21 protein-coding genes and 1 pseudogene are annotated in these 26135 nt (G+C 69.7%); 19 read left to right on the forward strand and 3 right to left on the reverse strand.

Annotated elements, in window-relative coordinates; genetic code table 11:
- Positions 1 to 323: 323 nt before the first annotated feature.
- Positions 324 to 2855: a PAS domain-containing protein gene (locus ACQ859_RS04735; RefSeq protein ID WP_431264817.1), complete on the forward strand. Its 2532-nt coding sequence runs from the start codon at positions 324 to 326 to the stop codon at positions 2853 to 2855.
- Complete coding sequence (locus ACQ859_RS04740) at positions 2848 to 4452, forward strand: CHAT domain-containing protein (protein WP_431264818.1); 1605 nt, start codon at positions 2848 to 2850, stop codon at positions 4450 to 4452. The genes ACQ859_RS04735 and ACQ859_RS04740 overlap by 8 nt, the downstream gene beginning before the upstream one ends.
- Here the strand turns inward: ACQ859_RS04740 and ACQ859_RS04745 are convergent.
- Positions 4430 to 5614: a hypothetical protein gene (locus ACQ859_RS04745; protein WP_431264819.1), complete on the reverse strand. Its 1185-nt coding sequence runs from the start codon at positions 5612 to 5614 to the stop codon at positions 4430 to 4432. The two genes, ACQ859_RS04740 and ACQ859_RS04745, sit on opposite strands and share 23 nt — an antisense overlap.
- A gap of 37 nt (positions 5615 to 5651) precedes the next feature.
- Positions 5652 to 6779: a patatin-like phospholipase family protein gene (locus ACQ859_RS04750; protein ID WP_431264820.1), complete on the reverse strand. Its 1128-nt coding sequence runs from the start codon at positions 6777 to 6779 to the stop codon at positions 5652 to 5654.
- A gap of 246 nt (positions 6780 to 7025) precedes the next feature.
- On the opposite strand from ACQ859_RS04750, the gene ACQ859_RS04755 reads away from it, so the two are divergent.
- The 6 genes from ACQ859_RS04755 (at position 7026) to gph (ending at position 13426) form a co-directional block, all read left to right on the forward strand.
- Positions 7026 to 7847: an alpha/beta fold hydrolase gene (locus ACQ859_RS04755; protein ID WP_431264821.1), complete on the forward strand. Its 822-nt coding sequence runs from the start codon at positions 7026 to 7028 to the stop codon at positions 7845 to 7847.
- A 79-nt stretch (positions 7848 to 7926) separates the two neighbouring features.
- The gene (locus ACQ859_RS04760; protein ID WP_431264822.1) at positions 7927 to 8634 is read left to right on the forward strand and encodes a heavy metal response regulator transcription factor; all 708 of its coding nucleotides are present in this window, start codon (positions 7927 to 7929) and stop codon (positions 8632 to 8634) included.
- On the forward strand, positions 8631 to 10052 hold the full coding sequence (locus ACQ859_RS04765) for a heavy metal sensor histidine kinase (RefSeq protein WP_431264823.1): 1422 nt from the start codon (positions 8631 to 8633) through the stop codon (positions 10050 to 10052). The genes ACQ859_RS04760 and ACQ859_RS04765 overlap by 4 nt, the downstream gene beginning before the upstream one ends.
- 106 nt (positions 10053 to 10158) lie before the next feature.
- Positions 10159 to 11676: a methyl-accepting chemotaxis protein gene (locus tag ACQ859_RS04770; RefSeq protein WP_431264824.1), complete on the forward strand. Its 1518-nt coding sequence runs from the start codon at positions 10159 to 10161 to the stop codon at positions 11674 to 11676.
- A 141-nt stretch (positions 11677 to 11817) separates the two neighbouring features.
- Positions 11818 to 12747, forward strand: coding sequence for a LysR family transcriptional regulator (locus tag ACQ859_RS04775; protein WP_431264825.1), 930 nt, complete (start codon positions 11818 to 11820; stop codon positions 12745 to 12747).
- Between the two features lie 52 nt (positions 12748 to 12799).
- Positions 12800 to 13426 carry a phosphoglycolate phosphatase gene (gph, locus tag ACQ859_RS04780; protein ID WP_431264826.1) on the forward strand — a complete coding sequence of 209 codons (627 nt, stop codon included), beginning with the start codon at positions 12800 to 12802 and terminating at the stop codon, positions 13424 to 13426.
- A gap of 21 nt (positions 13427 to 13447) precedes the next feature.
- Here gph and ACQ859_RS04785 read toward each other — a convergent pair whose 3' ends face one another.
- The gene (locus ACQ859_RS04785) at positions 13448 to 14140 is read right to left on the reverse strand and encodes a chalcone isomerase family protein (protein WP_431264827.1); all 693 of its coding nucleotides are present in this window, start codon (positions 14138 to 14140) and stop codon (positions 13448 to 13450) included.
- A 394-nt stretch (positions 14141 to 14534) separates the two neighbouring features.
- Between ACQ859_RS04785 and trpE the strand changes: the two genes are divergently transcribed.
- The 11 genes and pseudogenes from trpE (at position 14535) to nagZ (ending at position 26059) form a co-directional block, all read left to right on the forward strand.
- On the forward strand, positions 14535 to 16019 hold the full coding sequence (trpE, locus tag ACQ859_RS04790) for an anthranilate synthase component I (RefSeq protein ID WP_431264828.1): 1485 nt from the start codon (positions 14535 to 14537) through the stop codon (positions 16017 to 16019).
- 27 nt (positions 16020 to 16046) lie between these two features.
- Entirely contained in the window at positions 16047 to 16631 is a 585-nt protein-coding gene (locus ACQ859_RS04795; RefSeq protein ID WP_431264829.1) for an anthranilate synthase component II, read from the forward strand.
- Positions 16628 to 17695: a low-specificity L-threonine aldolase gene (gene ltaE, locus ACQ859_RS04800; RefSeq protein WP_431264830.1), complete on the forward strand. Its 1068-nt coding sequence runs from the start codon at positions 16628 to 16630 to the stop codon at positions 17693 to 17695. The genes ACQ859_RS04795 and ltaE overlap by 4 nt, the downstream gene beginning before the upstream one ends.
- A 13-nt stretch (positions 17696 to 17708) precedes the next feature.
- Positions 17709 to 18749: an anthranilate phosphoribosyltransferase gene (trpD, locus tag ACQ859_RS04805; protein WP_431264831.1), complete on the forward strand. Its 1041-nt coding sequence runs from the start codon at positions 17709 to 17711 to the stop codon at positions 18747 to 18749.
- Between the two features lie 12 nt (positions 18750 to 18761).
- Positions 18762 to 19553, forward strand: a complete 792-nt coding sequence (gene trpC, locus ACQ859_RS04810; RefSeq protein ID WP_431264832.1) for an indole-3-glycerol phosphate synthase TrpC — start codon at positions 18762 to 18764, stop codon at positions 19551 to 19553.
- Positions 19553 to 20253 (forward strand): annotated as a pseudogene (locus tag ACQ859_RS04815) (uracil-DNA glycosylase). Before trpC ends, ACQ859_RS04815 begins: the two are co-directional and overlap by 1 nt.
- Positions 20254 to 20614: 361 nt before the next feature.
- On the forward strand, positions 20615 to 21559 hold the full coding sequence (locus ACQ859_RS04820; protein ID WP_431264833.1) for a BadF/BadG/BcrA/BcrD ATPase family protein: 945 nt from the start codon (positions 20615 to 20617) through the stop codon (positions 21557 to 21559).
- 14 nt (positions 21560 to 21573) lie between these two features.
- Positions 21574 to 22317 (forward strand): GntR family transcriptional regulator, encoded by a 744-nt coding sequence (locus ACQ859_RS04825; protein ID WP_088405999.1) that lies wholly within the window; start codon positions 21574 to 21576, stop codon positions 22315 to 22317.
- Entirely contained in the window at positions 22314 to 23453 is a 1140-nt protein-coding gene (nagA, locus tag ACQ859_RS04830; RefSeq protein WP_431264834.1) for an N-acetylglucosamine-6-phosphate deacetylase, read from the forward strand. The genes ACQ859_RS04825 and nagA overlap by 4 nt, the downstream gene beginning before the upstream one ends.
- Positions 23443 to 24453, forward strand: a complete 1011-nt coding sequence (locus ACQ859_RS04835; RefSeq protein ID WP_431266464.1) for an SIS domain-containing protein — start codon at positions 23443 to 23445, stop codon at positions 24451 to 24453. Before nagA ends, ACQ859_RS04835 begins: the two co-directional genes overlap by 11 nt.
- Positions 24454 to 24577: 124 nt before the next feature.
- The gene (nagZ, locus tag ACQ859_RS04840) at positions 24578 to 26059 is read left to right on the forward strand and encodes a beta-N-acetylhexosaminidase (RefSeq protein WP_431264835.1); all 1482 of its coding nucleotides are present in this window, start codon (positions 24578 to 24580) and stop codon (positions 26057 to 26059) included.
- Positions 26060 to 26135 lie beyond the last annotated feature (76 nt).

Raw genomic sequence — 26135 nt, forward strand, 5'->3', positions numbered from 1 at the left:
GGATTTCGCGGGGAGGGCAGTCACTCTACGGGGGCGGAATTCGCAAAGCCAGCATCGGCGCGCGCTCGAACTGGTGGACTTTCAAGCGCAGCTGCCGCTGATGAACTAGCGCACCCACCGATACCTGCGGTGGATGATCTCAACACCGCGATCGATCGCTTCGCACCACGGAAATCGGGGGCGACCGATGAAATCGGCCCCTTCCGGCCCTCGGACCCCTATGTTGTCAGGCGCGCCGACCGGCCGATCGGCGTAGCCTTCGTGCCGTTGGCAAGGGATGACGGCAAGGGATTGATGGCCAGGGATGGCCAGGAGGCGGCCTCATGGATGACTCCGGACACGACGCCGCGCAGCGGCCCACCTCGGCGGCGGCCGCCGCGATGCTGGGACAGATGAAGCGGGCGGTCTTCGACGGCTCGCGGATCGCCGTGATCCAGCGGGACCTCCAGAACAACGTGCTCTACGCCAATGCGGCCGCACTGACGATGAGCGGCGTGGCGCGGGTCGACCAGCTGCGCCTGGACCGGCTCTTCGCCGGCGAGGCCGGCCGCGTGCTCGACGAGGAGACGCGCGGACGCCGCAACCGCGAACTCGGCGCCTACCGCGTCACGCTGACCTGCCAGGACGACCCGGATCGGCAGGTGGCCGTCGAGGTCACCGGCCTGCCGCTGATGGACGACCAGGGCACCGTCGTGGGGTCGCTGGGCTTCTTCCGCAGCCTGCAGCATCAGGTGCTGAGCGATCAGGTGCGCGAGCTCACGCTGAGCCACGCCGGTCGCGCCGACCTGTTGCCGCTGGTGTCCGAGGCGCTGCGCCGCGAGCTGCCCTTCGATCTGATGCTGGTGTCGCGCGTCGTCGAGGACGACAGTGCCTGGGAGTCGGAGATCGTCTTCAACCATCCGCCGTTCCGGCAGGACGTGCCGACGGCCTGGTACGAGCTGAACGCCGCGCAGCGCGCGTTCATGGAGAGCCAGTGCGGCGGCGTCCACGACTTCGAGACGGTGATGAGCGAGCCGCCGTGGTCCGACATGGCCGACGAGCCGATGTGCCGCCAGATGCACGCGATGGACCTCAAGTCCAGCATGTGGCGGCGCATCACGCGCGGCGAAGGCGAGGACGAGCGGACCGTCGCGATCATGACGCTGCTCAGCCGCGAGCGCGGCGCCTACGACGAGCAGCACCTGGCCCTGTTCAACCAGCTGCCGCTGATCGAGGCGGTGCTGTGCAGCCTGGACCACGCCGATCGCGAGCGCGACCGCCGGCAGTTGCGGATGTTCCGCGAGCTCAACCGCTGCGTCGACATCCAGGGCGCGTGCCGGTGCCTGTCCGATGCGCTGGTCGAGATCTTCGGCTGGCAGCACGTGTCGCTGTTCCGGATCGACAGCGCGCGGGAGGCGATCGTGCGCGTCGCCTCGGCCCGGCGCGGCGACGACGGCCTGGCCGTGGACACCGGCGTCTCGTGGGGCGACTACTCGCAAGGCCTCGGGCAGGGGATCCTCGGCCGGGTCGTGGGGACGATGGCGCCGCAGAAGATCCCCGATGTGACGCGGGACGCCGAGTACCTCCCGACGCCGGACGGCGAGCCCATCCGCTCGGAGCTGGCGGTGCCCATCCTGTTCTCCGAAGGCGAGCGGGTGCGCTTCATCGTCAACGTCGACGATCCGCGGGTGAACGCGTTCTCGCGGGAGCACGTGCGGCAGCTGGCCGACATCGCGCACGAGGTGGCTGGCGCGATGGAGCGCATCAGCGACCTCACGTTGATGACGGAGTGCGTCAACAACGTCTCCGACCCGATCATCGCGACCGACGCGAAGCTGCGGATCCGCCGCGTCAATCCGGCGGCGGAGGCGCTGTTCGGCGTGACGCGCAAGGCGCTGGAAGGGCGAAGCCTGCTGGCGCTGTTCCAGAATCCGGAGCCGCTGGCGGCGCTGCTCGACGGCACCGAGGCGGGCGATCGCATCGGCGAGATGCGGGTGTGCCGCCGGGGCGCTACCATCGATGAGGCGCCGGATGCCGCGCCCGGCGTCCTGTCCAGCGGGGGATCCGACGCCGCGTCCGATGCGGCGTCGTCCGGCGCCGACGCGGGCGGGCTTCCGGTCTTCATCACGCGGCGCGACTTCCCCGGCAAGCTCGGAGGCCATGTCTTCATCGCGCGCGACCTGCGGCCGATCCGTCGCTCGGTGCAGCTGGAGTTCCTCGAGGAGACCGCCTACGAGCTCGCCGTCGAGACGCAGGCGCCGCTGGGCATGGCGATGTCATGTCTGGAGGACCAGCTCGAAGCCGCGTTCGCCTCCGAGGCGGCCCGCGAGCAGGCGCGCGGCCGTGAGCTGCAGACGGTGCTCCGGCAACTGGGCCGCGTGAAGCACGCGTTCACGCGGCTCGCCATGTACAACCGCGAGGCGCGGGTCGCCTCGCGCGTCGCGAGCACGATCCGGATCGATTGCGAGATCGACGCACTGCTGGCCAGCCTGGCGGCGTCGGAGCGTCGCAAGGTCGTGTTCGAGACGGCAGCGCGCAAGGTCGAGGTGGAGGCCGACCACATGCAGATGCACATCGTCGTGGAGAGCCTGCTGTCGGTGCTGCTGCGCGCGGCCCCGGAGACGGCGATGGTGCGGCTCACGCTGGTGCCGGACGACGAGCTCGTCTTCCTGCGCCTGCGCGGGCGGCTGCCGCCGGCGCGCCGGCACGGCGAGCGCTTCTCGGCGCCCGAGGCCGCGCAGGCGGACCTGCGCCTGGCCAATCCGCTGCTCGGCAAGCTGATGAAGAACCAGGGCGGCGCGCTCAAGGCGGGCGTGCTGCCGGACGGCGACACCGAGTTCGTGCTGAGCTTCCCGCGCCGGAGGGGCTATGTCTGACATCCTCCTCGTGCTCAGCCCGCAGCAGCAGGGCAGCCTCGGACCGCAGATCAAGAAGCAGCTGCGGCAGCTCGGCCGTCACACGATCCAGGAAGAGACCAACCGCGAGACCGGGCTGGAGCTGCTGACCGCCCAGCCCTTCGACTACCTCATCGTCGGCAGTCAACTCGCCGACGACGCGGGCGCGGTCGTCGCCGAGGACGGTGGGCTGGCGTTCTGCCGCGAGGTCCGCGTGCTCGGCAACACGCCGATGATGCTGCTGGCGCCCGCGATGACCACCGAGCTGAACATGGCCTGCATCCGGCTCCGGGTGACGCTGCATGCGGATCCGGCGTCGGCGGGCAGCTTCGCGCTGGAGCTGCTCGGACTGGAATCGCCCGGCGCGGACGGTGCCGACGTGGACGGCGGCGCGGGCGGCGCCGGGAACGGCACGCTCGCGGTGCGCGGCGGCCGGGCCCGCGTCGCGGCGCTGAATCCCTGCCTCGACATCCGCGTCTCCGCGATCGCGGACAACTGGCGCTTCGAGATGCACGGCATCGACTTCCAGTTCCAGGGCGCGGGGCCGCTGACGGTGAGCAAGTCGGCGCGGCTCGACTGGCAGGCGCAGTACATGCACGAGCCCGACTGGTACAAGGAGTTCTCCCGCATCGGCAAGAGCATCCGCATCGCCCTGTGCGAGGACCAGGAGAACTTCCGCCTGCAGCGCGAGAACGCGCGGCTCAAGGCCTTCCAGCAGCTCGGCGACGCCGGCAAGGACGTGACGGACCGCATCACCTTCGAGGTGTCGGAGGACTGCTATCCGCTGCTGCTCGAGGCGATGTACGAACCCTCGCAGGAAGTGCCCTGGCTGGCGAAGGCGGCGTCGATGTCGCGGCGGCTCGCGGCGGCCAAGGAGAGCCAGAGCAGCCTGTTCGCCGGTCCGGTCGCGGCACGCCGCGCGCTGCTGATCTGCGCGGACACGCACGGCACCGCCTACGACGACCAGCTGAAGGGCGGCGCGCTGCAGCTGGCGCCGCTCACGGCGGTGCGGCGCGAATGCTCGCGGGTGAAGAAGCTGCTGACGCGGCCCGATCCGCGCAGCGGCCAGCCGCTCTTCCACGAGCGCAACGTCACCGTCATCGGCCTCGACGGACCGCTCAGCCGGGAAAGCCTCGTGGCGGCGCTGGGCGACGGCGGCTGGGATCTGATCCACTTCGCCGGCCATACCTGCTTCCAGCCGGCCGGCGCGCGGCAGCTGGGTGGCACGGGCTTCCTGTTCGTCGGACCGAAGGAGGAGCCGCAGTGCGTCGACTTCGGCGACATCCTCAGCTATCTGCGTGATACGCGCTTTGTCTACCTGAGCAGCTGCGAGAGCGGCAACTCCGGCTTCGCGACGCTGGCCGCCGAGGCCGGCATCCATGCCGTGCTCGGTTATCGATGCCGGGTGAACGACCGGACGGCGGCGGTGCAGGCGCTGCTGTTCTACCGGATGCTGCAGCGCAGCCGCTCGCTGGATGCCGCCTTCGGGCACGCGCGGCGGCGCCTCTACCGTCGCTACGAAGGCCTGGACAACGCCTGGGCCTCGGCGATGCTGGTCACGTCGGGCGTCCCGTCATGAGGTCGAGCGAAAGACCCGCCGCGGCGTCGGTCGGATAGAAGGCCTGATGGCCGTGCGCGGCGCGCAGGGCCGGGTCGTCCCACGGGGCCGTGCGCGCCGAGCGGTAGTTGAAGAGCAGCCGCGCGCCCGGCACGTGGCGCACGACGGTGTGGATCGCCTCGTCGTCGGGGTGGTTGAAAATGCTGCCGTCGGTCGAGACCAGCCAGGTCGCGCAGTCGATCCGGCTCAGGAAGTCCTCGCTCAGGTTGGCGGCGGAACCGTGGTGGGCCATCTTCACCGCGTCGAGCCGCAGGCGCGGCTCGCCCGCCGCGCCCGCGAGGCGTCGAAGCGCGGCGGTCAGCGTCGGCGCATGCGCGTCGCCGAGCAGCGCGATGCGGCGTCCCTGGTATTCCGCGATCACGGCAATGCTGGAGCCGTTGGCCACCGCGTCGTCGATCGGTCCGAGCGCCAGCGCGGTCGAGGACAACATCTCCTCGGGCTTCGGTCGCCGGCGCAGTCCACCGGATCGGAACGCGGCGCGGCCTTCGAGGCGGGCGCCGAGGGCGGCTTCATCGGTGGCATCCAGTTCGGCGCGTTCCAACGCGCGATCCCACGCGGCGCGCAGCTTCTCGAGTTTCTCCAGCGTCGGCGAGAGCAGCGTCAGGCGCAGCCCGCCGGGCAGCTCGCGCACCGGCAGCGGGCCGATCGCCGGCACGAAGATCGGCGCGCCCTGGAAGGCCGCGTTCCATTGCCGGTCCTCGATGCGGACGCTGATCATCGAGCCCTGCAGCGCGCTGCGCTGGGCGTTCACATCCGCGCCTGTTGCGCCCGCCGTCCCCGTCGTGTGGGTCGCACCGGGACGGGGCGGCGGCGGCTCCTTCAGCGGCTGCGCGATGTGCGGCCAGCCGTTGAACCAGATGTCGCGGAAGGTCGCCAGCTCGCGATGGTTCAGCAGTTTGAGGCAGCCCTCGATGTGATCGCCGTCGACGTGCGTGATGACGAGCAGCTCCAGCTCGCGCTGGTCGGCGGGCAGCGCGGCCAGCCGTTGTGACAAGGCGCCGTAGGCGCCGATCGGGCCGCCGTCGATCAGCACCCGATGCGGGCGGGCGGCGTCGCCGTACTCGAGCAGCAGGCAGTCGCCGTGGCGCGCCGGCAGCAGTTCGATGCGGAAGATGTCGGGCATCGTGGGGTGTTGCGGGAGCGACGTCCGTTGAGCGGCTTCAGTTCAGCGCGTGCTTCGGATAGGGCCATGCGGGCGACTGGTGCCGCGTCGCCACGTGCGGCGCGCGCGATCGCACTGCGGCATCGCTGACCGCGTAACCCCAGTTGATGAGCTCGCATTGCTCCTGCTCCTTGAAGCGATCGAGCCGCGTGCGGATCGCCGCCAGGTCCGCGACGCGCGCCAGGGCGACAGGCAGCGTCGGTTCCTCGGTCGCCGGGTAATCGGCCATGTCGGTGTCGATGGCCCAGAACGCCCCCTTCGCATCGCCGCGGGCGTAGGCGGAGATCAGCATGCGCTTGCGCAGCGCCAGCGCCTGGTTCAGGCCGATGTCCATCGTGCGCATCAGCTGGCGCGGCGCCATCGTGCCGATGCCTGCGTCGATGTCGAAGGGCTTGCCGGCGTCGCTGACGAGCACCGTCTCGTAGCGGCCCCAGACCGTCTCCAGCCCCAGGTTGTCGTAGACGCCGCCGTCGGCCAGCATCAGCCGGCGGCGGTAGTCGATCTGGTCGTAGAGGTCGGCGCCGTCGACCTTGGTGAAGTCCTCGGGCCGGACGTCCAGCTCGATCGGCGCGAGCACCGGCGGGAACGCGCTGGAGCAGGCGACCGCGGTCGCCACGTCGAAGCGCGGCTTCGGGATCAGGCCGATGCGGTAATCGCCGGCGTAGGGCTTGGAGAAGCGGAAGCTGACGCCGGTCGCGTAGTTGGTCGCGTTGAACACGAAGCGCGGATCGTCCGGCAGCGATTGCAGCGAGGCGTCGAGACCCAGGCGCTTGCGGTACTCGTCGGCGACGGCCTCGCCGGCGGATCGGAAGGGATTGAACGCGCCGGACAGCACCGAGGCGACGTCGATGTTGCGCGCGCAGAACTCACGCAGCGGCGCGGCGACCTCGGCCTCGAACAGCGCGGAGTGGCCGTCTGCGCCGAACGCCAGCCGCGGCCAGCGCACGGACAGCAGCCCCGAGGTGATCGAGCCGCCGGACACGCTGGAGATCCGGGCGAGCTTGCCCAGCGCGCCGAGTTCGTTGAGCCGCCACAGCACGCCGACGTGGAACAGCACGGCGCGGAAGCCGCCGCCCGAGAGTGCCAGCGCGATGCCGCTGCTGCGCGCGTTCTGGTCGAAGGGCATGGCGGGTCTCCCGCAGTGTGGAGCGCTCAGCCTAGGCTCGGCGCGGGCCGGTCGCAATCTGTCAAGTTGGGGATGACGGAGGAAATGAAGGGGACGCGTGCCGAAGATTTCAAACTTGTAATGTGGCCGTGCGTTTCGCGTGGGAGCCCGATTTCTACAGTGCATTCCAAGCAGTCGGCACAAGGCCGCTGTCGATCCACCCGATGACCAGGACGCCGCCGGCGCCCCTCCACGCGAAAGAGCCTCATGAACCGCAAGACCTTCCTCGGCCAGCTGATGGCCACCGCCTTCGTCGCCACGGCCTCCTTCGGCATCGCGCACGCCGAGACCGATGCCGCGCCGTCCGCCCCGCAGTCGACCGCCGCCTCGGCCAAGTCCGCGCCGGTGGCCGTCCACAACGTCGTGCTGGTGCACGGCCTGTACGCCGACGGCTCCAGCTGGGGCAAGGTGATCCCGCTGCTGCAGGCCAAGGGCCTGCACGTGACCTCGGTGCAGAACCCGCTGACCAGCCTGCAGGACGATGCCGACGCCGTGAAGCGCGCGCTGGCGCAGCAGGACGGCCCGACGCTGCTGGTCGGTCACTCCTACGCCGGCATGGTGATCTCCGAGGCCGGCACCGATCCCAAGGTCAGTGGCCTGGTCTACATCGCGGCCCGCGCGCCCGACGCCGGCGAGGACTACCCCGCGCTGACGCGCAAGTTCCCGACCGCGCCCGCGGCCGCCGGCCTGAAGTGGAGCGGCGACTGGGGCAGCCTGTCGCAGGAGGCTTTCCTGAAAGATTTCGCCGGCGACCTGCCGTCCGCCGAGGCGCTGACCTACTTCGCCGTGCAGCAGCCTTTCGCCCGCGCCGTGGCCAGCGGCAAGACGACGGTCGCCGCGTGGCGCGTGAAGCCGAGCTGGTACGCCGTCTCGACGCAGGACCGGACCATCAACCCCGACCTGCAACGCTTCCTGGCGCAGCGCATGGGCGCCGCGACGATCGAGCTGAACGCGAGCCACGTCTCGCTGCTGTCGCAGCCGCAGGCGGTCGCCGACCTGATCGTCAAGGCCGCGCAAGGTCAGCGTTGAGTTGCTGCCGATAATCCGCGACGTGATGCCCGTGCCGCCTCAGGACATCGAGTCCGGCGGCGGCGTCCAAGGAGCAGAGATGCGTGTCCTCGTCGTCGAAGATGAACCGAAGCTCGCCGGCTACCTCCGCAAGGGGCTGACGGAGAACGGCTACGTCGTCGACGTGGCCGCCGACGGCATCGACGGCCGCCACCTGGCGCTGAACGGCGAGTACGACCTGATCGTGCTCGACGTGATGCTGCCGGGCATCGACGGCTTCAGCGTGCTGAAGGCGATCAAGGCGGAGAAGGACGTCGCGGTGCTGATGCTGACCGCGCGCGATGGCGTCGAGGATCGCGTCCACGGGCTGCAGGAGGGCGCCGACGACTACCTCGTCAAGCCCTTCGCGTTCTCGGAGCTGCTCGCGCGGCTGACCGCGCTGCGGCGACGCGGCGTGCGTTCGGGATCTGGTGCCGGCAACGGCGCCGGCGGCGCTTCGGAAACGATGCTGATGCTCGGCGACCTGCAGCTGGATCTCGCGCGCCGCAAGGCGTTCCGCGGCGGGCAGTCCATCGACCTGACCAACAAGGAGTTCCTCCTGCTCGCGCTGCTGATGCGGCGTCGCGGCGAGGTGCTGTCGCGCACCGTGCTCGCCGAGCAGGTCTGGGACATGAACTTCGACAGCGACACCAACGTCGTCGACGTCGCGGTGCGGCGGCTTCGCGCGAAGGTCGACGATCCGTTCGAGACCAAGATGCTGCGCACCGTGCGCGGCATGGGTTACGTGCTGGAGGCGCCGTCGTCATGAGCGCGGGCCGGCTGGGATCGATCTCCGCGCGGCTGGTGCTGATGCTGGCGCTGGTGGCGGTGGTGGTGTTCTCCGCCGCGGGTTTCCTGCTGCACAAGGCGCTGGAGCAGGTGCTGATCGCCGACGAGCGCGCCGACCTGCTCGGCAAGACGGAGGTGGTGAAGCACTTCATCGGCGAGGCACGCTCGATGGACGACCTCCCGATGCTGCGCCGTCACCTCTCGGCGACCAGCGTCGGCGGACGTTTCCGCTGGAACGTGTGGCTGGTCGGACGCGACGGCACGCTGCTGTACGGCGCGGAGCCGATGCCGCCGTCGGTGCAGCGCGACGGCGACAAGGTCTGGCTGCGCCGCAAGGACGGTGTCGAGCTGCGCGGCGCGCATTTCCTGCTGCCGGACCACGCGGTCTTTCCCGACGCGCAGGTGCTGATCGGCATGGATCCGCGGCCGCGCCAGCAGATGCTGGCGACCTACGACGACGCGGGACTGATGGTCGGCGTGGCCGGCGTGCTGTGCACGATCGCGCTGGCCTGGCTGGCGACGCGTCGTGGACTGCGCGCGCTGTCGGCGCTGTCGCGCGAGGCCGAGGTGATCCAGCCCGGCGCGCTGTCGCGCCGGCTCACGCTGCCCGAGGACAGCGCCGAGCTGATGCCGCTGGCGCAGCGCTTCAACGAGGTGCTGTCGCGGATGGAGGAGGCGTGGCACCAGCTCGAAGGCTTCAACGCGAACGTGGCGCATGAGCTGCGCACGCCGCTGGCCATCATGATCAACGGTGCGGAGGTGGTGCTGTCTCGCGACCGGCCGGAGGCCGAGATGCGCGACGTGCTGGAGTCCCACCTCGAGGAGCTGCGGGGCATGGCGTCGATGATCAACGACATGCTGTTCCTCGCGCGGGCGGACCAGGGCGATGCGGCAGCGGACCTCGTCGAGCTGTCGCTGCGCGACGAGGCCTTGGGCGTGGGCGAGTTCGTCGAGGTCCTGCTCGAGGAGAAGCACCAGCGGCTCTCGGTCGAGGGCGAGCACCGGCTGCCCGTCAACCGCGCGCTGCTGCGCCGCGCGCTGGTGAATCTGCTGACCAATGCGTCGCGGCATGCGCCCGAGGAAGCGACGTTGACGGTGCGCATCGAGCGGATGGCGGATGCCGACGGTGTCGGCGATGGCGCACGGATCGTCGTGGTCAACCCCGGCGATCCGATCCCGGAGGACATCCGCCGGCGCATGTTCGACCGCTTCTGGCGCGGCGAGTCCTCGCGTTCCAAGGCGGGGGACCGTTTCGGCCTCGGACTGGCCATCGTGCGCGCGGTCGCGCGCATGCATGGGGGCGAGACCTTCGTCGACTCGGGTGACGGCAGGACCGGCATCGGTTTCACGCTCCGGACCCCGATGCGTGCGGTTGTGACGGATAACGCCGTGCGTTAGCGCCCGTCAGGGTTCATCCCAGGGGGATCTGGCCGATAAACCCGGATTGGCCCGTTCGGGCCACTCCGTCCGCCGTGCGCGGCCCGCCAGCCTTCCACACGCCCCAATGAAACTCCGCACCCGAATCCTCTTCCTGTGTCTTGCCGCGTTGACCGGCATGGTCGTCCTGGCCGCGGTGTCGCTGACGACGCTGCGCCAGACGATGATGAAGGAGCGCACCGCGCAGCTGTCGACGCTGGTCGTGCTGGCGCAGTCCGCGCTGGAGAAGCTGCATGAGCAGGAAGCGGCGGGCAAGATCACCCGCGAGGAAGCGCAGAAGCAGGGCAAGCTGATCATCGGCAGCTTCCGCAAGGACGAGCTCTACTTCTTCGTCCGCGGCTACAGCGACGACGTCAACCTCGTGCACCCGAACCCGAAGCGCGTCGGCATCGTCGACGCCAAGGGCGGCAAGGAGGCCGGCGTGCGTTACCGCACCGCGCTCGAAGGCAAGAAGATCGGCACCGTGATCGCGCTGGGCACCCGTCCCAACACGAAGGACGAGGTCGAGAAGCTCTACGCGGTGGTCCGCTTCGAGCCCTGGGACTGGATCATCGGCTTCGGCGATTACATCGACGACATCGACAACGCCTTCTGGCGCAGCGCCGTCGTGCTGCTGTCCATCGGCGTGGCGCTGATGGCGGTGGTCGGCGTGCTGGGCTGGCGCCTGGCCGGCAGCATCTACCGGCAACTGGGCGGCGAGCCGGCGTACGCGTCGGACATCGTCCACCGCATCGGCGCGGGCGATCTGAACGTGGCGGTCGACCTGCGAGGCGCGCATGCCGACAGCCTGCTGTCCGCGATGGACCGGATGCAGCGCAGCCTGTCGACGACCGTGGGCCAGATCCGCGGCTCGACCGACACGATCGCGACGGCCGCCGGCGAGATCGCTGCCGGCAACCGCGACCTGTCGTCGCGCACGGAATCGCAGGCGAGTGCGCTGGAAGAGACCGCGGCCTCGATGGAAGAGCTGACCGCGACGGTCAAGCAGAGCGCCGACAACGCGCGCCAGGCCAACCAGCTGGCGATGTCCGCGTCCGAGATCGCGGTGCAGGGCGGCAAGGTCGTCGACGAGGTGGTGGCGACGATGGCGTCGATCAGCAGCTCGTCCAACAAGATCGTCGACATCATCGGCACGATCGACGGGATCGCCTTCCAGACCAACATCCTCGCGCTGAACGCGGCCGTCGAAGCGGCCCGTGCGGGCGAGCAGGGTCGCGGCTTCGCGGTGGTGGCCTCGGAAGTACGCACGCTGGCGCAGCGCAGCGCGACGGCGGCCAAGGAGATCAAGGCGCTGATCGGCGACTCGGTGCAGAAGGTCGAGGCCGGCGGCGCGCTGGTGGGCCAGGCGGGCGCGACCATGTCGCAGATCGTCGGCAGCGTGAAGCGGGTCACCGACATCGTCGGCGAGATCTCCAGCGCCAGCCAGGAGCAGACGGCTGGCATCGAGCAGATCAACCAGGCCATCGCGCAGATGGACCAGGCGACGCAGCAGAACGCCGCGCTGGTGGAGCAGGCGTCCGCCGCGGCGGAATCGCTGGAGCAGCAGTCGCGGGTGCTGGTGACGGCCGTCGGCGTGTTCTCCTGAGCGGCGCGTCGCTGCGGCGACGCTTCCGTGACAAGGGCCTGGGATCGATGGATCGCCAGGCCCTTGTCGTTTTTGGAGCGGCGCGGGCATTCATCCGTTTTATCCGTTGAACAACAGATATTCGTCGGGCAACATGGCTGGATGCGATACGACCTGAACCTGCTGCCGGTCTTCCTGGCGGTGATGGAGGAGCGCAGCGTGACCCGCGCGGCGCAGCGGCTGGGCATCACGCAGCCGGCGCTCTCCAACGCGCTGACGCGATTGCGGGCGATGCTGATGGATCCGCTCTTCATCCGTGAGCGCTACGGCATGCAGCCGACGCAGAAGGCGGAGGAGCTGGCGCCGATCATCGCCGCCGCGCTGGCAAGCCTGGATGGGGCGATCCTCGGGCAGCAGGACTTCGATCCGTCGAAGTCGACGCAGCTGGTGACGCTGGCGCCGAACAGCTACGTCGAGCTGGTGCTGGTGCCGGCGATCGTCGCGCGGCTGCGGGAGCAGGCACCGAACATGGCCGTGCGGCTGACGCCGTTCGGCACCGACTTGGCGGAGACGGGCGTGATCTCGGGTTCGACCGCGATGGTGCTCGGGCGGGTGGTCGATCCGCCGGACAACCTCGTGGTGCAGCACGTGATGGACGACGGCCTCGCCTGCATCGTGCGGCGCGGGCATCCGACGGTGGACCGCAAGATGACGCGCAAGCAGTACGAGCAGCTCAAGCACGTGAACATGCTGCCGCCGGGCCGGCTGCGCGTGGGCCTGTTTCAGGCGCTGGAGAAGCAGGGGCTGAAGCGCGAGGTGGCGGTGTCGGTGACGCACTTCCTGTCGGTGCCGGAAGTGGTCGCGGTGACCGACTACTGCGCGACGCTGCCGGCGCAGATCTGCCGCAAGCTGGCGTCGGATAAGCGATTGAGGGTGCTGCCATCGCCGGTGGACCTGGGCACCTTCCCGGTGGAGATCGCGTGGCACGTCAGGTATCGCGACGACCCGGCGCACCGGTGGTTGCGGGCGCTGGTGGCGGAGGTCGCCGCCGAGGTGGCGGCGCTGGGCGAGGTGCCGTCGGCGAAGAAGTGAGGCGCGGCTAGGATGCCGCCATGCCCGCACTCGATCCGACCCCTCCGCCTTCATGCTCGACCTCGACGGCACGCTCGTCGATACCTTGGGCGACTTCGTCGCGGTGCTGAACCGCGTGACGGCCGACATGGCCCTGCCCGCGGTTCAGCGCGACTTCGTCGAGCACACGATCGGGCAGGGGAGCGAGCACCTGATCCGCAGCGTGCTCGCCGAAGTCGGTGCTCCCCAGGAACACTACGAGCAGGCGTGGGCGCTTTACCAGCGTCACTACGAGGTGCTCAACGGCGAGCACGCCGACGTGTTCCCCGGCGTGATCGAAGGGTTGGATGCGTTGAAGGCGCTCGGCCTGCCGATGGCCTGCCTGACCAACAAGCCCGCCGCGTTCGCGCGGGAGCTGCTCAAGCGCAAGGGCTTGGACCGCTACTTCGACCGCGTCTTCGGCGGCGACGATTTCGAGCGCAAGAAGCCCGATCCGATGCCGCTGCTCAAGACCTGCGAGGCGCTCGGGTCAGCGCCCGCGACGACGTGGATGATCGGCGACTCCAGCAACGACGCCCGCGCCGCGCATGCGGCCGGCTGCCCGATCGCGCTCGTCAGCTACGGCTACAACCACGGCCAACCGATCCGCGATGTACCTGCGGAGCGCTACATCGACCGGCTCGACGAGCTGCTCGGCTGAACAGTCCCCCGAGCGGCACGTTCAGCGGCTGCTGCCCGCCGCGTTGCGGTTGCTGGTCGCTGCCGCCGCCTTGCCGCCGCCCAGCAGCGCCACCTTGAGGTCGCTGTCGGCCGGTGACTTGCCCAGCCAGATCTTCAGCAGCACGTTGAAGAAGTCCTCGCCCTTGATGGGCTCGCCAGGGATCAACTGGCCGTTGACGAAGACCACCGTGCCCGTCCCGGGGATGTAGTCCACGCCGAAGCTTTCGCCCGTCTTGAGCTTCTTCTTCTGCACGAAGATCTCCGACATGCGCAGCACGCCGACGATCGACCGGCCGAATTCCTCGCGCGTCGCGTTCTGCTCCATGCCCTTGGTGAAGAGCTTGCCCAGTTCCTCGCCGTCGATGTCGCGCAGCATCTGGATGTGCATGCGCTTCGGGCCGGTGTTGGCCAGCACGGCCTCGGGCGACGTCGCCTTCGCGTTCATGTACAGCCCGGCCGTGTAGACCTTGAAGATCGCCTTGTAGCGGATCCCCGCGCCGTTGAGCTGGAGCTTCTGGCCGGCCACCTCGACGTTGCCGTCGTACTTGACCCCGGCCAGCTCGATGGGGGCCGTGGTCGGCGCCGCGGCCGCCGCGGAAGCCGCCGGAGGCGTGGACTGGGCCGACGCCGCGATCGGCGTCAGCATCGCGGCCGCGAGCAGACCCGCGGCCATCAGGACATTGCGCTTGGACATGTGTCTCCATTCCCTCCGGAAGGATCGGTCGACTCCACGGTCGACTCTGAGGCGAAGTATCCGACAGCCATGCGAAGCCGGGCCTCCGGGAATCCTCCTGCCCATGTCGCCTGCTACACTGATCCGCACCATGTTTATCACGCGCAAGCACATCAAGGGGTCGAACGACCGGGGAGCCTGGCCCTGGCGATCCTGGTCCGACTTCACCTGAAGCCGCCTGCTGCTTGCCGCCCGCCGTCCACCCCTATCCCCCGGACGCGGGACCGTCACACTTCCTCTGCACCCTACCGTACGGGGCAGGTCCAACAGGCGACCTGAGTTAGCGCTTGCGCGCGCGTCGTGATGCCCTGCATCACCGAAACGACACGCCGCATTCGACGAGAGGTTTGACGACGTGATCACCGAACTGGAATTCCAAAGCCTGGCCGCCGACGGCTACAACCGCATCCCGCTGATCAGCGAGGCCTTCGCGGATCTCGAGACCCCGCTCTCGCTCTACCTGAAGCTCTGTGCCGGCAACGGCCCGGGCCGTCACAGCTTCCTGCTGGAATCGGTGGTCGGCGGCGAGCGCTTCGGCCGCTACTCCTTCATCGGCCTGCCCGCGCGCACCGTGTTGAAGAGCGAAGGCCCCGTCACCCGCGTGATCCGCGACGGCGCCGTGATCGAGACCCACGAGGGCGACCCGCTCGCCTTCATCGAGGCCTACCAGCAGCGCTTCAAGGTCGCGCTCCGGCCCGGCATGCCGCGCTTCTGCGGCGGCCTGGCCGGCTACTTCGGCTACGACGCCGTCCGATACATCGAGCCGCGCCTGGCCGCGTCCACGCCGCAGGGCGGTCTGCCGACGCCCGACGTGATGCTGCTGCAGTGCGAGGAACTGGCCGTCATCGACAACCTGTCGGGCAAGCTCTACCTGATCGTTTACGCCGACCCCGGCCAGCCCGAGGCCTACTTCAAGGCGAAGAAGCGTCTCACCGAGCTGAAGGACAAGCTGGGCTACTCGGTCGCCGCGCCGCGCGTCGCGCGCGCCCAGGCGCATCCGGTCGAGCGCGAGTTCGCAAAGGCCGACTTCCTGGCCTCCGTCGACAAGGCCAAGGCTTACATCGCCGCCGGCGACTGCATGCAGATCGTCTTCGGCCAGCGGCTGAAGAAGCGCTACACCGAGTCCCCGCTGAGCCTGTACCGCGCACTGCGCTCGCTGAACCCCAGCCCCTACATGTACTTCTACGACATGGGGGACTTCCAGATCGTCGGCGCCTCGCCGGAGATCCTGGTGCGCCAGGAGCAGACGCCCGACGGCCGCAAGGTCACGATCCGCCCGCTGGCCGGCACGCGTCCGCGCGGCGGCACGCCGGAGCAGGACCAGGCGCTGGAAGTCGAGCTCAAGGCCGATCCGAAGGAGCGCGCCGAGCACCTGATGCTGATCGACCTGGCCCGCAACGACACCGGCCGCATCGCGCAGACCGGCAGCGTGAAGGTGACGGACGCCTTTGCCGTCGAACGCTACTCGCACGTGATGCACATCGTCAGCAATGTCGAGGGCATCCTGAAACCCGGCGTGGGCAACATGGACGTGTTCCGCGCCAGCTTCCCGGCCGGCACGCTGTCGGGCGCGCCCAAGATCCGCGCGATGGAGATCATCGACGAGCTCGAACCCGTCAAGCGCGGCATCTACGGCGGCGCCTGCGGCTACCTGAGCTTCGGCGGCGACATGGACCTGGCCATCGCGATCCGCACCGGCATCGTCATGGACCAGGTGCTGTACGTGCAGGCGGCGGCGGGCATCGTGGCGGACTCGGTCCCCGAGCTCGAATGGAAGGAGACCGAGGCCAAGGCGCGCGCGCTGCTGCGCGCCGCGGAACTGGTCGAAGAAGGTTTCTGAAGCTGAAGTGAACGAAGGAGCAACGACATGCTGCTGATGATCGACAACTACGACAGCTTCACCTTCAACCTGGTGCAGTACTTCGCCGAACTCGGCGCCGAGGTGAAGACGGTCCGCAACGACCAGATCACGCTCGACGAGATCGCCGCGCTCAACCCGACGCATCTGGTGCTCTCGCCCGGCCCGTGTACGCCCAAGGAAGCCGGCGTCTGCGTGCCGGCGATCCAGCGCTTCATCGGCCAGTTGCCGATCCTGGGTGTGTGCCTGGGCCACCAGAGCATAGGCGCCGCGCTGGGCGGCAACATCGTCCGCGCCAAGGTGCAGATGCACGGCAAGTCCTCGACGATCACGACCGACACGCAAGGCGTCTTCAGCGGACTGCCCGACCGCTTCGACGTGATCCGCTACCACTCGCTGGCGATCGAGGAATCGACGATCCCGAAGGAGCTGGAGATCAGCGCCCGCAGCGAGGACGGCGAGATCATGGGCGTGCGTCATCGCGCGCTCGCCGGCACCGCGACGCCGCTGGAGGGCGTCCAGTTCCATCCCGAATCCATCCTCTCGGAGCACGGTCACGCGATGCTCAAGAACTTCCTGGAGTTGGCACGATGAACGAAGGCAGCAAGGCAGCAGGTCATCCCAGCGCGATCGTCGATCTGCGCAGCGATACCGTCACCCAGCCGACCGCGGGCATGCGCGCCGCCATGGCGTCCGCACCGCTGGGCGACGACGTGTTCGGCGACGACCCCAGCGTCAACGCGCTGCAGGCGGCGCTGGCGGAGCGGCTCGGCTTCGAGGCCGCGCTGTTCATGCCCACCGGCACGCAGAGCAATCTCTGCGCGTTGATGGCGCACTGCCAGCGCGGCGACGAATACATCGTCGGCCAGTTCGCCCACACCTACCGCTGGGAAGGCGGCGGCGCCGCGGTGCTGGGTTCGATCCAGCCGCAGCCGCTGAACCACGCGCCGGACGGCTCGCTGCCGCTGGCCGACATCGAAGCCAACATCAAGCCCGACGACGCGCACTTCGCGCGCACGCGGCTGCTGGCGCTCGAGAACACGATCGGCGGCAAGGTGCTGCCGATGGAGTACCTCGCCGCCGCCTCCGAACTGGCGAAGCGCCACGGCCTGTCGCGCCACCTCGACGGCGCGCGCCTGTTCAATGCGGCGGTCGCCGTCGCCGCGCGCGACGGGAGCGATCCGTACGACGCCGCGAAGCGCATCTGCTCGCACTTCGACAGCGTGTCGGTCTGCTTCTCCAAGGGCCTGGGCGCGCCGGTCGGCTCGGTGCTGTGCGGCTCGCGCGAACTCATCAAGAGCGCGCACCGCTGGCGCAAGATGCTCGGCGGCGGCATGCGCCAGGCCGGGCTGCTCGCGTCGGCGGCGCACTACGCGCTCGACCACCAGGTGAAGCGCCTGGGCGAAGACCACGCGCTGGCCAAGCGCCTCGCCGAAGGACTGCAGGGCCTGCCGGGTCTGACGGTCGAGGCGCCGCAGACCAACATCGTCTTCTGCGACGTCGACAAGGGCATCGCGGCGAAGCTGGTCGAGCATCTGAAGACCGAAGGCGTGCTCACGACCGGGCTGTACAAGCTGCGCTTCGTGACCCACCTCGACGTGGACGCCGCGGGCGTCGACCGCGCGGTCGCGGCGACGCGCCGGTTCTTCAACGCCTGAGCGGGAGATCCTCATGCCCATCACCGACAACGAGGCGCTGACCCGCGTCATCGAGCACCGCGAGATCTTCCACGACGAGATGCTGTCGCTGATGCGCCGCATCATGAGCGGCGACATCTCGCCGGTCACCGCCGCGGCTATCCTGATCGGCCTGCGCGTCAAGAAGGAGACCATCGGCGAGATCACCGCCGCCGCGCAGGTGATGCGAGAGTTCTCCGTCAAGGTGCCGATCGAGCCGGGCCCGCATCTGGTCGACGTCGTCGGCACCGGCGGCGACGGCGCGCACACCTTCAACATCTCGACCTGCTCGATGTTCGTCGCGGCCGCGGCGGGCGCGCAGGTCGCCAAGCACGGCAACCGCAGCGTCTCGTCCAAGACCGGCAGCGCGGACGTGCTGGAGGCGCTGGGCGTGACGCTGTCGCTGCCGCCGCAGGCGGTCGCGGAGTGCGTGCGCCAGACCGGCATCGGTTTCATGTTCGCGCCCAACCACCATCCGGCGATGAAGAACATCGCGCCCGTCCGCAAGGAGCTGGGCGTGCGCACGATCTTCAACATCCTGGGACCGCTGACCAACCCGGCCGACGCGCCCAACATCCTGATGGGCGTGTTCCATCCGGACCTCGTCGGCATCCAGGTCCGCGTGATGCAGCGCCTCGGCGCGCAGCACGCCGTGGTCGTCTACGGCAAGGACAACATGGACGAGATCTCGCTGGGCGCGGCGACGCTGGTCGGCGAGCTCAGGAACGGCGAGATCCGCGAGTACGAGATCCATCCCGAGGACTTCGGCATGCCGATGGTCGCGAGCCGCAACCTGCGCGTCAGCGGTCCGGAGGAGAGCCGGCAGGTGCTGCTGGGCGTGCTCGGCAACGAGCCCGGCGCGGCGCGCGACATCGTGCTGCTGAACGCCGGCGCGACGCTGTACGCGGCCAACGTGGTCGAGTCGATCGCCGACGGCATCGCGAAGGCGCGTGTCGCGATCGAGTCCGGCGCCGCGCGCGCGAAGCTGGACCAGTTCGTCGCCGAGACGCAGCGGCAGGCCGCCGCGAACGCCTGAAAAGAAAATCGTATGTCTGACATCCTGGATCGCATCAACGCCGTCAAGCGCGAGGAAGTCGCTGCCGCGTCGGCCCGCGTGCCGCTGGCCGCGCTGCGCGCCGACGCTGAATCGCGCACCGAGCCGACGCGCGGTTTCGTGAACGCGCTGCGCGCCAAGATCGACGCGGGCCGCAGTGGCGTCATCGCCGAGGTGAAGAAGGCCAGCCCGAGCAAGGGCGTGCTGCGCGAGGACTTCCGTCCCGCCGACATCGCCCGGAGCTACGAGCAGCACGGCGCGGCCTGCCTGAGCGTCCTGACCGATGCGCCGCACTTCCAGGGCTCGGTCGAGTTCCTGAAGCAGGCCCGCGCGGCCTGCGCGCTGCCGGTGCTGCGCAAGGACTTCATGATCGATCCGTACCAGGTTTACGAAGCGCGCGCGATGGGCGCGGATTGCATCCTGCTGATCGCGGCGAGCCTGGACGACGGCCTGATGGCCGAGCTCGAGGACTGCGCGCTGGGCCTCGGCCTGGACGTGCTGGTCGAGGTGCACGACGGTGCGGAGCTGGAGCGCGCGCTGCGGTTGAAGACGACTATGGTCGGCATCAACAACCGCAACCTGAAGACCTTCGAGGTCACGCTGGACACGACGCTCGGGCTGCTGAAAAACGTGCCGGCGGATCGTCTCCTGGTGACCGAGTCCGGCATTCTCGGCCCGGCCGACGTGCAGCGCATGCGCGATGCGCAGGTCAACGCTTTCCTCGTCGGCGAGGCCTTCATGCGCGCCCCCGATCCGGGCGCGGCGCTGTCGGCGCTGTTCCGCTGATGTCCGCGACGCTCAAGTCCCTCGACTGGTCGGCTGGGGACGGCTGGCAGCCGCTCATCGACGCGTGGCGCGCGGGCGCCGATGGTCAGCGCATCGAGGCGCTGCTGAAGACGCGGCTTGCTGAAGGCGCGGTGATCTACCCGCCCGATCCGCTGCGCGCGCTGCGCCTCACGCCGCTGACGAACGTCAAGGTCGTCATCGTCGGCCAGGACCCGTATCACGGGCCGGGGCAGGCGGAGGGGCTGTCGTTCTCCGTGCCGGTGGGGAGAAGCTGCCGCCGTCGCTGCGCAACATCTTCAAGGAGCTGCAGCGCGACCTGGGGCAGCAGCCGGCGATGTCGGGGCATCTCGGCGAATGGGCGCGGCGCGGCGTGCTGCTGCTCAACACCAGCCTCACCGTCGAGGACGGCGCCGCCGCCTCGCATGCGAAGAAGGGTTGGGAGTCGTTGACGGACGCGCTCATCGCGGCCACCGCGCGAGACCCGGCCCCCAAGGTCTATCTGCTGTGGGGCGCGCACGCGCAGGCGAAGGCGCCGTTGATCGAAGCCGCGGGCCATCGGCACCTCGTGCTGCAGGCCAACCACCCGTCGCCGTTGTCCGCCACGAGGGGGCCGGCGCCGTTCATCGGCTGTGGGCATTTCTCGGCTGCGAGCAACTGGCTCAAAGGGCAGGGCGTCGAGCTCGGATGGTCCTTGGATTGACCGTACTACCGCGGCCGCTGGCCTTCACCCCCACCCTCTCCCGCAAGCGGGAGAGGGAGCAAGACGGCCTCGGCATTTCCACTAGCGATGGCTCTTGATGCGGTGGCTGCCGCGCAAGGGGCGGCGGGGGCAAGAATGGCCCCAGTCGGACTCCCTCTCCCGCTTGCGGGAGAGGGGTGAGGGCCAGCGGCCTCGGCAGGCCACCTGCTGCGTGATCTTCCCGATTCTTTGCAGAGCCATAACTGGTACGTTGGTGGTCATAACCACGCAACCCCTCTGAAAGGGGCTCGGGCATCAGGGTTAAGTCCAGTGCGCTACCAATTGACGCTCTGCGTTTTTTGGTACTAAACTGGTATTAATCATGACAAGCCACCCTCTGGCGGACGCCTGGTCCGCTCCTCTGCAGCCGCGCTTCGCGGGCGTCCGCTTCCTGGTGGGAGTGGATGGCGGTGGCACCGGCACGCGGGTCCGGCTGAGCGATGTCGATGGACAGCTGCTCGGCCAGGGCTGGGCGGGACCGTCGGCGCTGGGGCAGGGCATCGCCCAGGCTTGGCGCCACATCCAGATGGCCGTGCAGGAAGCGGCGGCCAAGGCAGGCATCGACCGGCTGCCGCTCGCCGAGACCGCGATCGGCCTCGGCCTTTCCGGCGCCGGCGTCGCCTCACACGCCCAGGCCTTCGTCGCACAGCAGCCCGGCTATGCCCACATCGAACTCGTGAACGACGGCACCACGTCCGTCATCGGTGCCCATGCGGGCCGGCCCGGCGGCGTGGTCGCGGCCGGCACCGGCACGGTGGGCGAGGCGCTGCGCGCCGATGGCTCGATGGTCTGCGTCAGCGGCTGGGGCTGGATCGGCGGCGATGAAGGCAGCGGCGCGTGGCTCGGTATCCAGGCGATGCGGACCGCGCAGAAGGCGATGGACGGCCGCGTCGAGGCCGGATCGCTGGCACGTGCCGTGTGGACCGCTGCCGGCTGCCAGGACGACCAGGACCGCGACGCCATCAACGCCTGGGTCGCCCAGGCCGGCCAGCATGCGTACGCGCAACTCGCGCCGCTCGTGTTCGAACAATCGGAATCCGATCCGGCCGCCGCGGCGCTCGTCGCGCAGGCGGTCGCGGAACTGGAGCAGCTCGCGCTCGCGCTCGATCCGACGCGGCAGCTGCCGCTGTCGCTCGCGGGCAGCGTGGCGCAGCGGCTCGCCGCGCTTTTCTCAGGCAACATTCGGGCCCGTTGCGTGTCGCCCCAGGGCGACTCGGCCGACGGCGCGCTGCGGCTGGTCCGCGGCGCTCTCTCCGACCCCCGTTGAAGACGAGAAGCCCGATGAGCACCAAGCTGCCCTTCCAGTTCAAGCCCGATCCCGCCGCCGCCTCGCCGCTGTACATGCAGCTGGCCCACAAGCTGGCGCAGGCGATCCGCGAAGGGCAGTACCAGGCCGACGAGGCCCTGCCGTCGGAGCGCGTGCTCTCGGAGTCGCTCGACCTCTCGCGCGTCACCGCCCGCAAGGCGATCGACCGCCTCGTCGAACAGGGCCTGATCGTGCGCAAGCGCGGCTCCGGCAACTACATCGCCCCGAAGCTCGAGCAGCCGCTGTCGCGCCTGACCAGCTTCTCGGAAGAACTCCACCAGCGCGGCTTCAAGCCCAGCAGCCGCTGGCTGACGCGCGGCTTCGCCATGGCGGCGCCGGACGAGCAGCTCTCGCTCGGCCTGACGACCGGTCAGCGCGTCGCGCGCCTGGAACGCCTGCGCCTGGCGGACGCCGTGGTCATGGCCTATGAGCTCTCGATCCTGCCCGAGGCCGTGCTGCCCGATCCGCAGAAGGTCGAGTCCTCGCTGTACGAGCACCTCGCCCAGCACGGCGGCGCGCCGGTGCGCGCGCTGCAGCACATCCGCGCCATCAATGCCGACTCGCGTCTCGCGGGTCTGCTGCAGGTGCCGGTGGGCCAGGCGGTGCTCTTCATCACCCGCGTGGGCTACCTCGACCAGGGTCAGGCCGTGGAGCTCACCCATTCCTACTGCCGCAGCGACTACTACGACTTCGTCGCGGAGATGAGGCGAGACGGATGACGACCCAGCACATCGACGGATTCATATTGACACCCAGCGGGTTCATCCGCGGTGTGCTGGAACATGACAAGGGACGCGTCGTCCGCATCGACGGGACGCCCGCGCCGGAGTACGACGTGCGCCACGGCGCGCAGGACCTGCCGATCGTCCTCCCGGGCTTCATCGACACCCACGTCCACGGCGGCGCCGGCCGCGACACGATGGAAGGCGGCGACGCCGCCGCGCAGCTCGCCAAGCTGCATGCGAAACACGGCACCACGTCGCTGCTCGCGACGACGATGACCGCGCCGCTGGACGAGATCCGGCACGCGATGCGCGGCCTGGCCGAGCTCTGCGTCGTGCGCCCCGAGGGCGGCGCGCGCGTGCTGGGCGTGCACCTCGAAGGGCCGTACATCAATCCCGGCAAGCTCGGCGCGCAGCCGGACTTCGCCAAGGCCGCGTCGATCGCCGAGATCCGCGACCTGCACGCGATCGCGCCGATCCGCCTGATCACGCTGGCGCCGGAGCTGCCGGGACACCTCGACCTCGTCACGCAGTTGCGCGAGGCCGGCTTCCAGGTCCAGATCGGCCACTCGCTGGGCACCTATGAAGACGGCGTCGCCGCGCTCGGCCGCGGCGCCGGCGGCTTCACGCACCTGTTCAACGCGATGACGGGCCTGCACCACCGCGAGCCCGGCATGGTCGGGGCCGCGCTGGCGCACGCGCAGTACGCCGAGGTCATTCCGGACCTGCTGCATGTGCACCCCGGCGCGATCCGCGTCGCGCTGCGCAGCATCCCGCACCTGTTCTGCGTCACCGATTCGACGGCCGCGGCCGGCATGCCCGACGGCGAGTACAGCCTGGGCCGGCACCGCGTCACCAAGTGCCTGGGCGGCGTGCGTCTGCCTGACGGCACGCTGGCCGGATCGACGCTGACGATGGACCAGGCGCTGCGCAACCTGGTGTTGAAACTGGGCCTCCCGATCGAGGACGCGTCGCGGCGCGTGTCGACGAACGCGGCGGACTATTTGGGTCTGGACGACCGGGGCCGTCTGGCTCCGGGCGCCTGGGCGGATTTCGTGGTGATGGACCGTGGCTTGCAGTTGCAGTGCGTGGTCGTTGAAGGAGAAGCAATTGACCTCGCGAATGCTGGATGAGGCGCTGAGCGCGCCGCAGGTGGTGGCCCGTCAACTGGCCGCCGATCAGAACGCCTATGCCGCCCTGGGCGACGCGCTGCGCGAGCAGCCGCCGACCTCGCTGCTGACGATCGCGCGCGGCAGCTCGGACCACGCGTCGCATTACCTGGCCTACCTGCTGATGGCGCGGCTGGGCCGGCTCGTGACCTCGCTGCCGATGTCGCTGATCACGCTCTACCAGAGCAAGATCCAGAGCCAGGGGCTGGTGTCCTTCGCGTTCTCGCAATCGGGCCAGAGCCCGGACCTGGTCTCGCCGACGCAGTACTTCCGCGCCAACGGCGCGCGCACGGTCGCCTTCGTGAATGCCGACGGCTCGCCGCTGGAGGCTGCCGCCGAACACGTGTTCCGCCTGCATGCCGGCGTCGAGCAGAGCGTCGCCGCGACCAAGAGCTACATCGCGCAGCTGGTGGCGGGCGCGCGCGTCGTCGCCGCCTGGCAGGGTGACGAGCACCTGTCGGCCGCGTTGCAGACACTGCCGCAGGCGATGGAGCAGGCCGCGAAGCAGCGCTGGGACGTGGCGGTGGACGTGCTCAAGGGCGCGGACAAGCTGTTCGTCATCGGTCGTGGCACTTCGCTGCCGATCGCGCTGGAGGCGGCGCTGAAGTTCAAGGAAACCTGCGGCATCCAGGCCGAGGCCTTCTCCGGCGCGGAAGTGAAACACGGTCCGATGGCGCTGGTGGACGAGGGCTATCCGCTGCTGGTCTTCGCACCGCGCGGTCCCGCCCAGGCCGGACTGCTGGCGCTGGCTGAAGAGATGCGTGGCCGCGGCGCGCGCGTGCTGCTGGCGGCGCCGGAAGGCACGCCGGGCGCCGAGCTGCCGCTGACCTGCACCGGCAACGAGGACCTGGATCCGATCACGGCGGTGCAGAGCTTCTATCCGATGGTCGAGGCGCTGGCGCAGGCGCGGGGTCTGAACCCCGACCAGCCGCGGCATCTGGCCAAGGTCACCAAGACGCATTGATCGCGCATGCGCGGATCCGTTGATCGCGGATCCGCGTTTCGGCGCAGAAGCGCTTCGGCGCATTGATTGCAAGTTGATTCCCACCCCCAGCCATCGACCCGCGGGCCAGGCAGAAGAGAGCGACATGAGCGACACAGCATTCCATCCGGGCCGGCTGGTGATGGTGGACATCCAGGGCAAGACGCTGGATGCGACGACCGCGGCCTTCCTGCGCGACAACAGGATCCGGGCGGTGTGCCTGTTCCGCAAGAACCTGGGCACCGAGGCGGAGGTCCGTCAGCTCACGCGCGACCTGCGCGAAGCGATGGGCGCGGATGCGCTGATCGGGCTGGACCAGGAGGGCGGCTCCGTCGTGCGCGCGACCTTCCTGCCGCAGCCGCCGTCGGCGATGGCGCTGGGCGCGGCGGGCGACGAGGGGCTGGCCGAGCAGGTCGGCGCGGCGGTGGCGCGCGGCCTGCGCGGCATCGGGATCAACTGGAACTTCGCGCCGGTCACCGACATCAACAACAACCCGGCGAATCCGGTGATCGCCGAGCGCAGCTTCGGCGAGACCGCGGACACCGTCACGCGCCTGGCCGGCGCGTGGATGAAGGGCTCGATGGCGGCGGGCGTGGCCTGCTGCATCAAGCACTTCCCGGGTCACGGCGACACGCATGTCGACTCGCACCTGGACCTGCCGACGGTCGAGAAGTCCCGCGCCGAGCTGGACGCGCTCGAGCTCAAGCCCTTCCAGGCGCTGCGCGACGTGGCGCCGTCGATCATGACGGCGCACATCGTCTATCCGAAGATCGACCCGCAGTACCCGGCGACGCTGTCGAAGACGATCCTGGGCGGCATCCTGCGCGACGAGTACGGCTACGACGGCGTCGTCATCACCGACGCGCTGATGATGAAGGCCATCGCCGAACGCTACGGCTACGCGAAGGCGGCGGTGCTGGCGATCAACGCCGGCGCCGACATGATCCTGGCGCAGGGCTCGCTGGACGAGCAGGCGCAGGCGATCCACGCGCTGCAGGATGCGTTGACGCGCGGCGGCTTGAGCGTCGGGCGCGGCCGTCAGGCCGAAGCGCGACTGGACAAGCTGGCGCGCGACTTCCCGGTCCGCTTCGACGACTACCAGGGCGCGCCGCGCGAGGCCGACGACGTGCTGATGCGCCGCGCCTGGGCCGCGGGACTGAGCGCGCTGCGCGGCGCCAAGCCGCCGGCGGCCGACCGGCCGATCCGCGTGCTGGTGCAGGACGAGGTGCCGACCGACGGCGTGTCCGAAGCCGGCCCGACCGGCGCCCAGGTGCGCGCGCTGTTCGAAGGCTACGGCGACGTCGAGTTCGTCTCGCTCGGCGACATCGCGGCGCTGGACTGGGCCGCCGTGCCGGCCGACGGCCGCTTCACGATCGTGGCCTCGACGCACCGGGCGCGCTACGGCGCCAACGCCGCCGCATGGCGGCCGGACCTGCATCTGGTGCTGTGGAATCCGTTCCAGGCGCTGGATGTCTCGGCACCGACGGTGATCAGCTGGGGCTACGCCGACGGCGCGCTGGGCGCGCTCGGCGCCTGGCTGCAAGGCCGCGGCGAGGCCGGCGGCCAGTCGCCGGTCACGCTGGATTGAAGCCGGCCCAGGCCGCCCCGCACAGCACCGCACCGAGGTCCTCCCCCATGAGCTCTTCGAAGACTTCCCCGCCGCC

The sequence above is a fragment of the Roseateles chitinivorans genome, assembly GCF_050632235.1.
GTDB lineage: Bacteria > Pseudomonadota > Gammaproteobacteria > Burkholderiales > Burkholderiaceae_C > Roseateles > Roseateles chitinivorans_A.

Coding starts and splice junctions, on each gene's coding strand:
- nagA (WP_431264834.1), top strand. CDS start 22,314: ATGACGACCCAGCACATCGACGGATTCATATTGACACCCAGCGGGTTC.
- ACQ859_RS04770 (WP_431264824.1), top strand. CDS start 10,159: ATGAAACTCCGCACCCGAATCCTCTTCCTGTGTCTTGCCGCGTTGACC.
- ACQ859_RS04795 (WP_431264829.1), top strand. CDS start 16,047: ATGCTGCTGATGATCGACAACTACGACAGCTTCACCTTCAACCTGGTG.
- ACQ859_RS04740 (WP_431264818.1), top strand. CDS start 2,848: ATGTCTGACATCCTCCTCGTGCTCAGCCCGCAGCAGCAGGGCAGCCTC.
- ACQ859_RS04755 (WP_431264821.1), top strand. CDS start 7,026: ATGAACCGCAAGACCTTCCTCGGCCAGCTGATGGCCACCGCCTTCGTC.
- ACQ859_RS04820 (WP_431264833.1), top strand. CDS start 20,615: ATGACAAGCCACCCTCTGGCGGACGCCTGGTCCGCTCCTCTGCAGCCG.
- nagZ (WP_431264835.1), top strand. CDS start 24,578: ATGAGCGACACAGCATTCCATCCGGGCCGGCTGGTGATGGTGGACATC.
- trpC (WP_431264832.1), top strand. CDS start 18,762: ATGTCTGACATCCTGGATCGCATCAACGCCGTCAAGCGCGAGGAAGTC.
- ACQ859_RS04735 (WP_431264817.1), top strand. CDS start 324: ATGGATGACTCCGGACACGACGCCGCGCAGCGGCCCACCTCGGCGGCG.
- ACQ859_RS04835 (WP_431266464.1), top strand. CDS start 23,443: ATGCTGGATGAGGCGCTGAGCGCGCCGCAGGTGGTGGCCCGTCAACTG.
- ACQ859_RS04745 (WP_431264819.1), bottom strand. CDS start 5,614: ATGCCCGACATCTTCCGCATCGAACTGCTGCCGGCGCGCCACGGCGAC.
- ACQ859_RS04760 (WP_431264822.1), top strand. CDS start 7,927: ATGCGTGTCCTCGTCGTCGAAGATGAACCGAAGCTCGCCGGCTACCTC.
- ACQ859_RS04785 (WP_431264827.1), bottom strand. CDS start 14,140: ATGTCCAAGCGCAATGTCCTGATGGCCGCGGGTCTGCTCGCGGCCGCG.
- ACQ859_RS04825 (WP_088405999.1), top strand. CDS start 21,574: ATGAGCACCAAGCTGCCCTTCCAGTTCAAGCCCGATCCCGCCGCCGCC.
- ACQ859_RS04765 (WP_431264823.1), top strand. CDS start 8,631: ATGAGCGCGGGCCGGCTGGGATCGATCTCCGCGCGGCTGGTGCTGATG.
- ACQ859_RS04750 (WP_431264820.1), bottom strand. CDS start 6,779: ATGCCCTTCGACCAGAACGCGCGCAGCAGCGGCATCGCGCTGGCACTC.
- ACQ859_RS04775 (WP_431264825.1), top strand. CDS start 11,818: ATGCGATACGACCTGAACCTGCTGCCGGTCTTCCTGGCGGTGATGGAG.
- trpD (WP_431264831.1), top strand. CDS start 17,709: ATGCCCATCACCGACAACGAGGCGCTGACCCGCGTCATCGAGCACCGC.
- gph (WP_431264826.1), top strand. CDS start 12,800: ATGCTCGACCTCGACGGCACGCTCGTCGATACCTTGGGCGACTTCGTC.
- ltaE (WP_431264830.1), top strand. CDS start 16,628: ATGAACGAAGGCAGCAAGGCAGCAGGTCATCCCAGCGCGATCGTCGAT.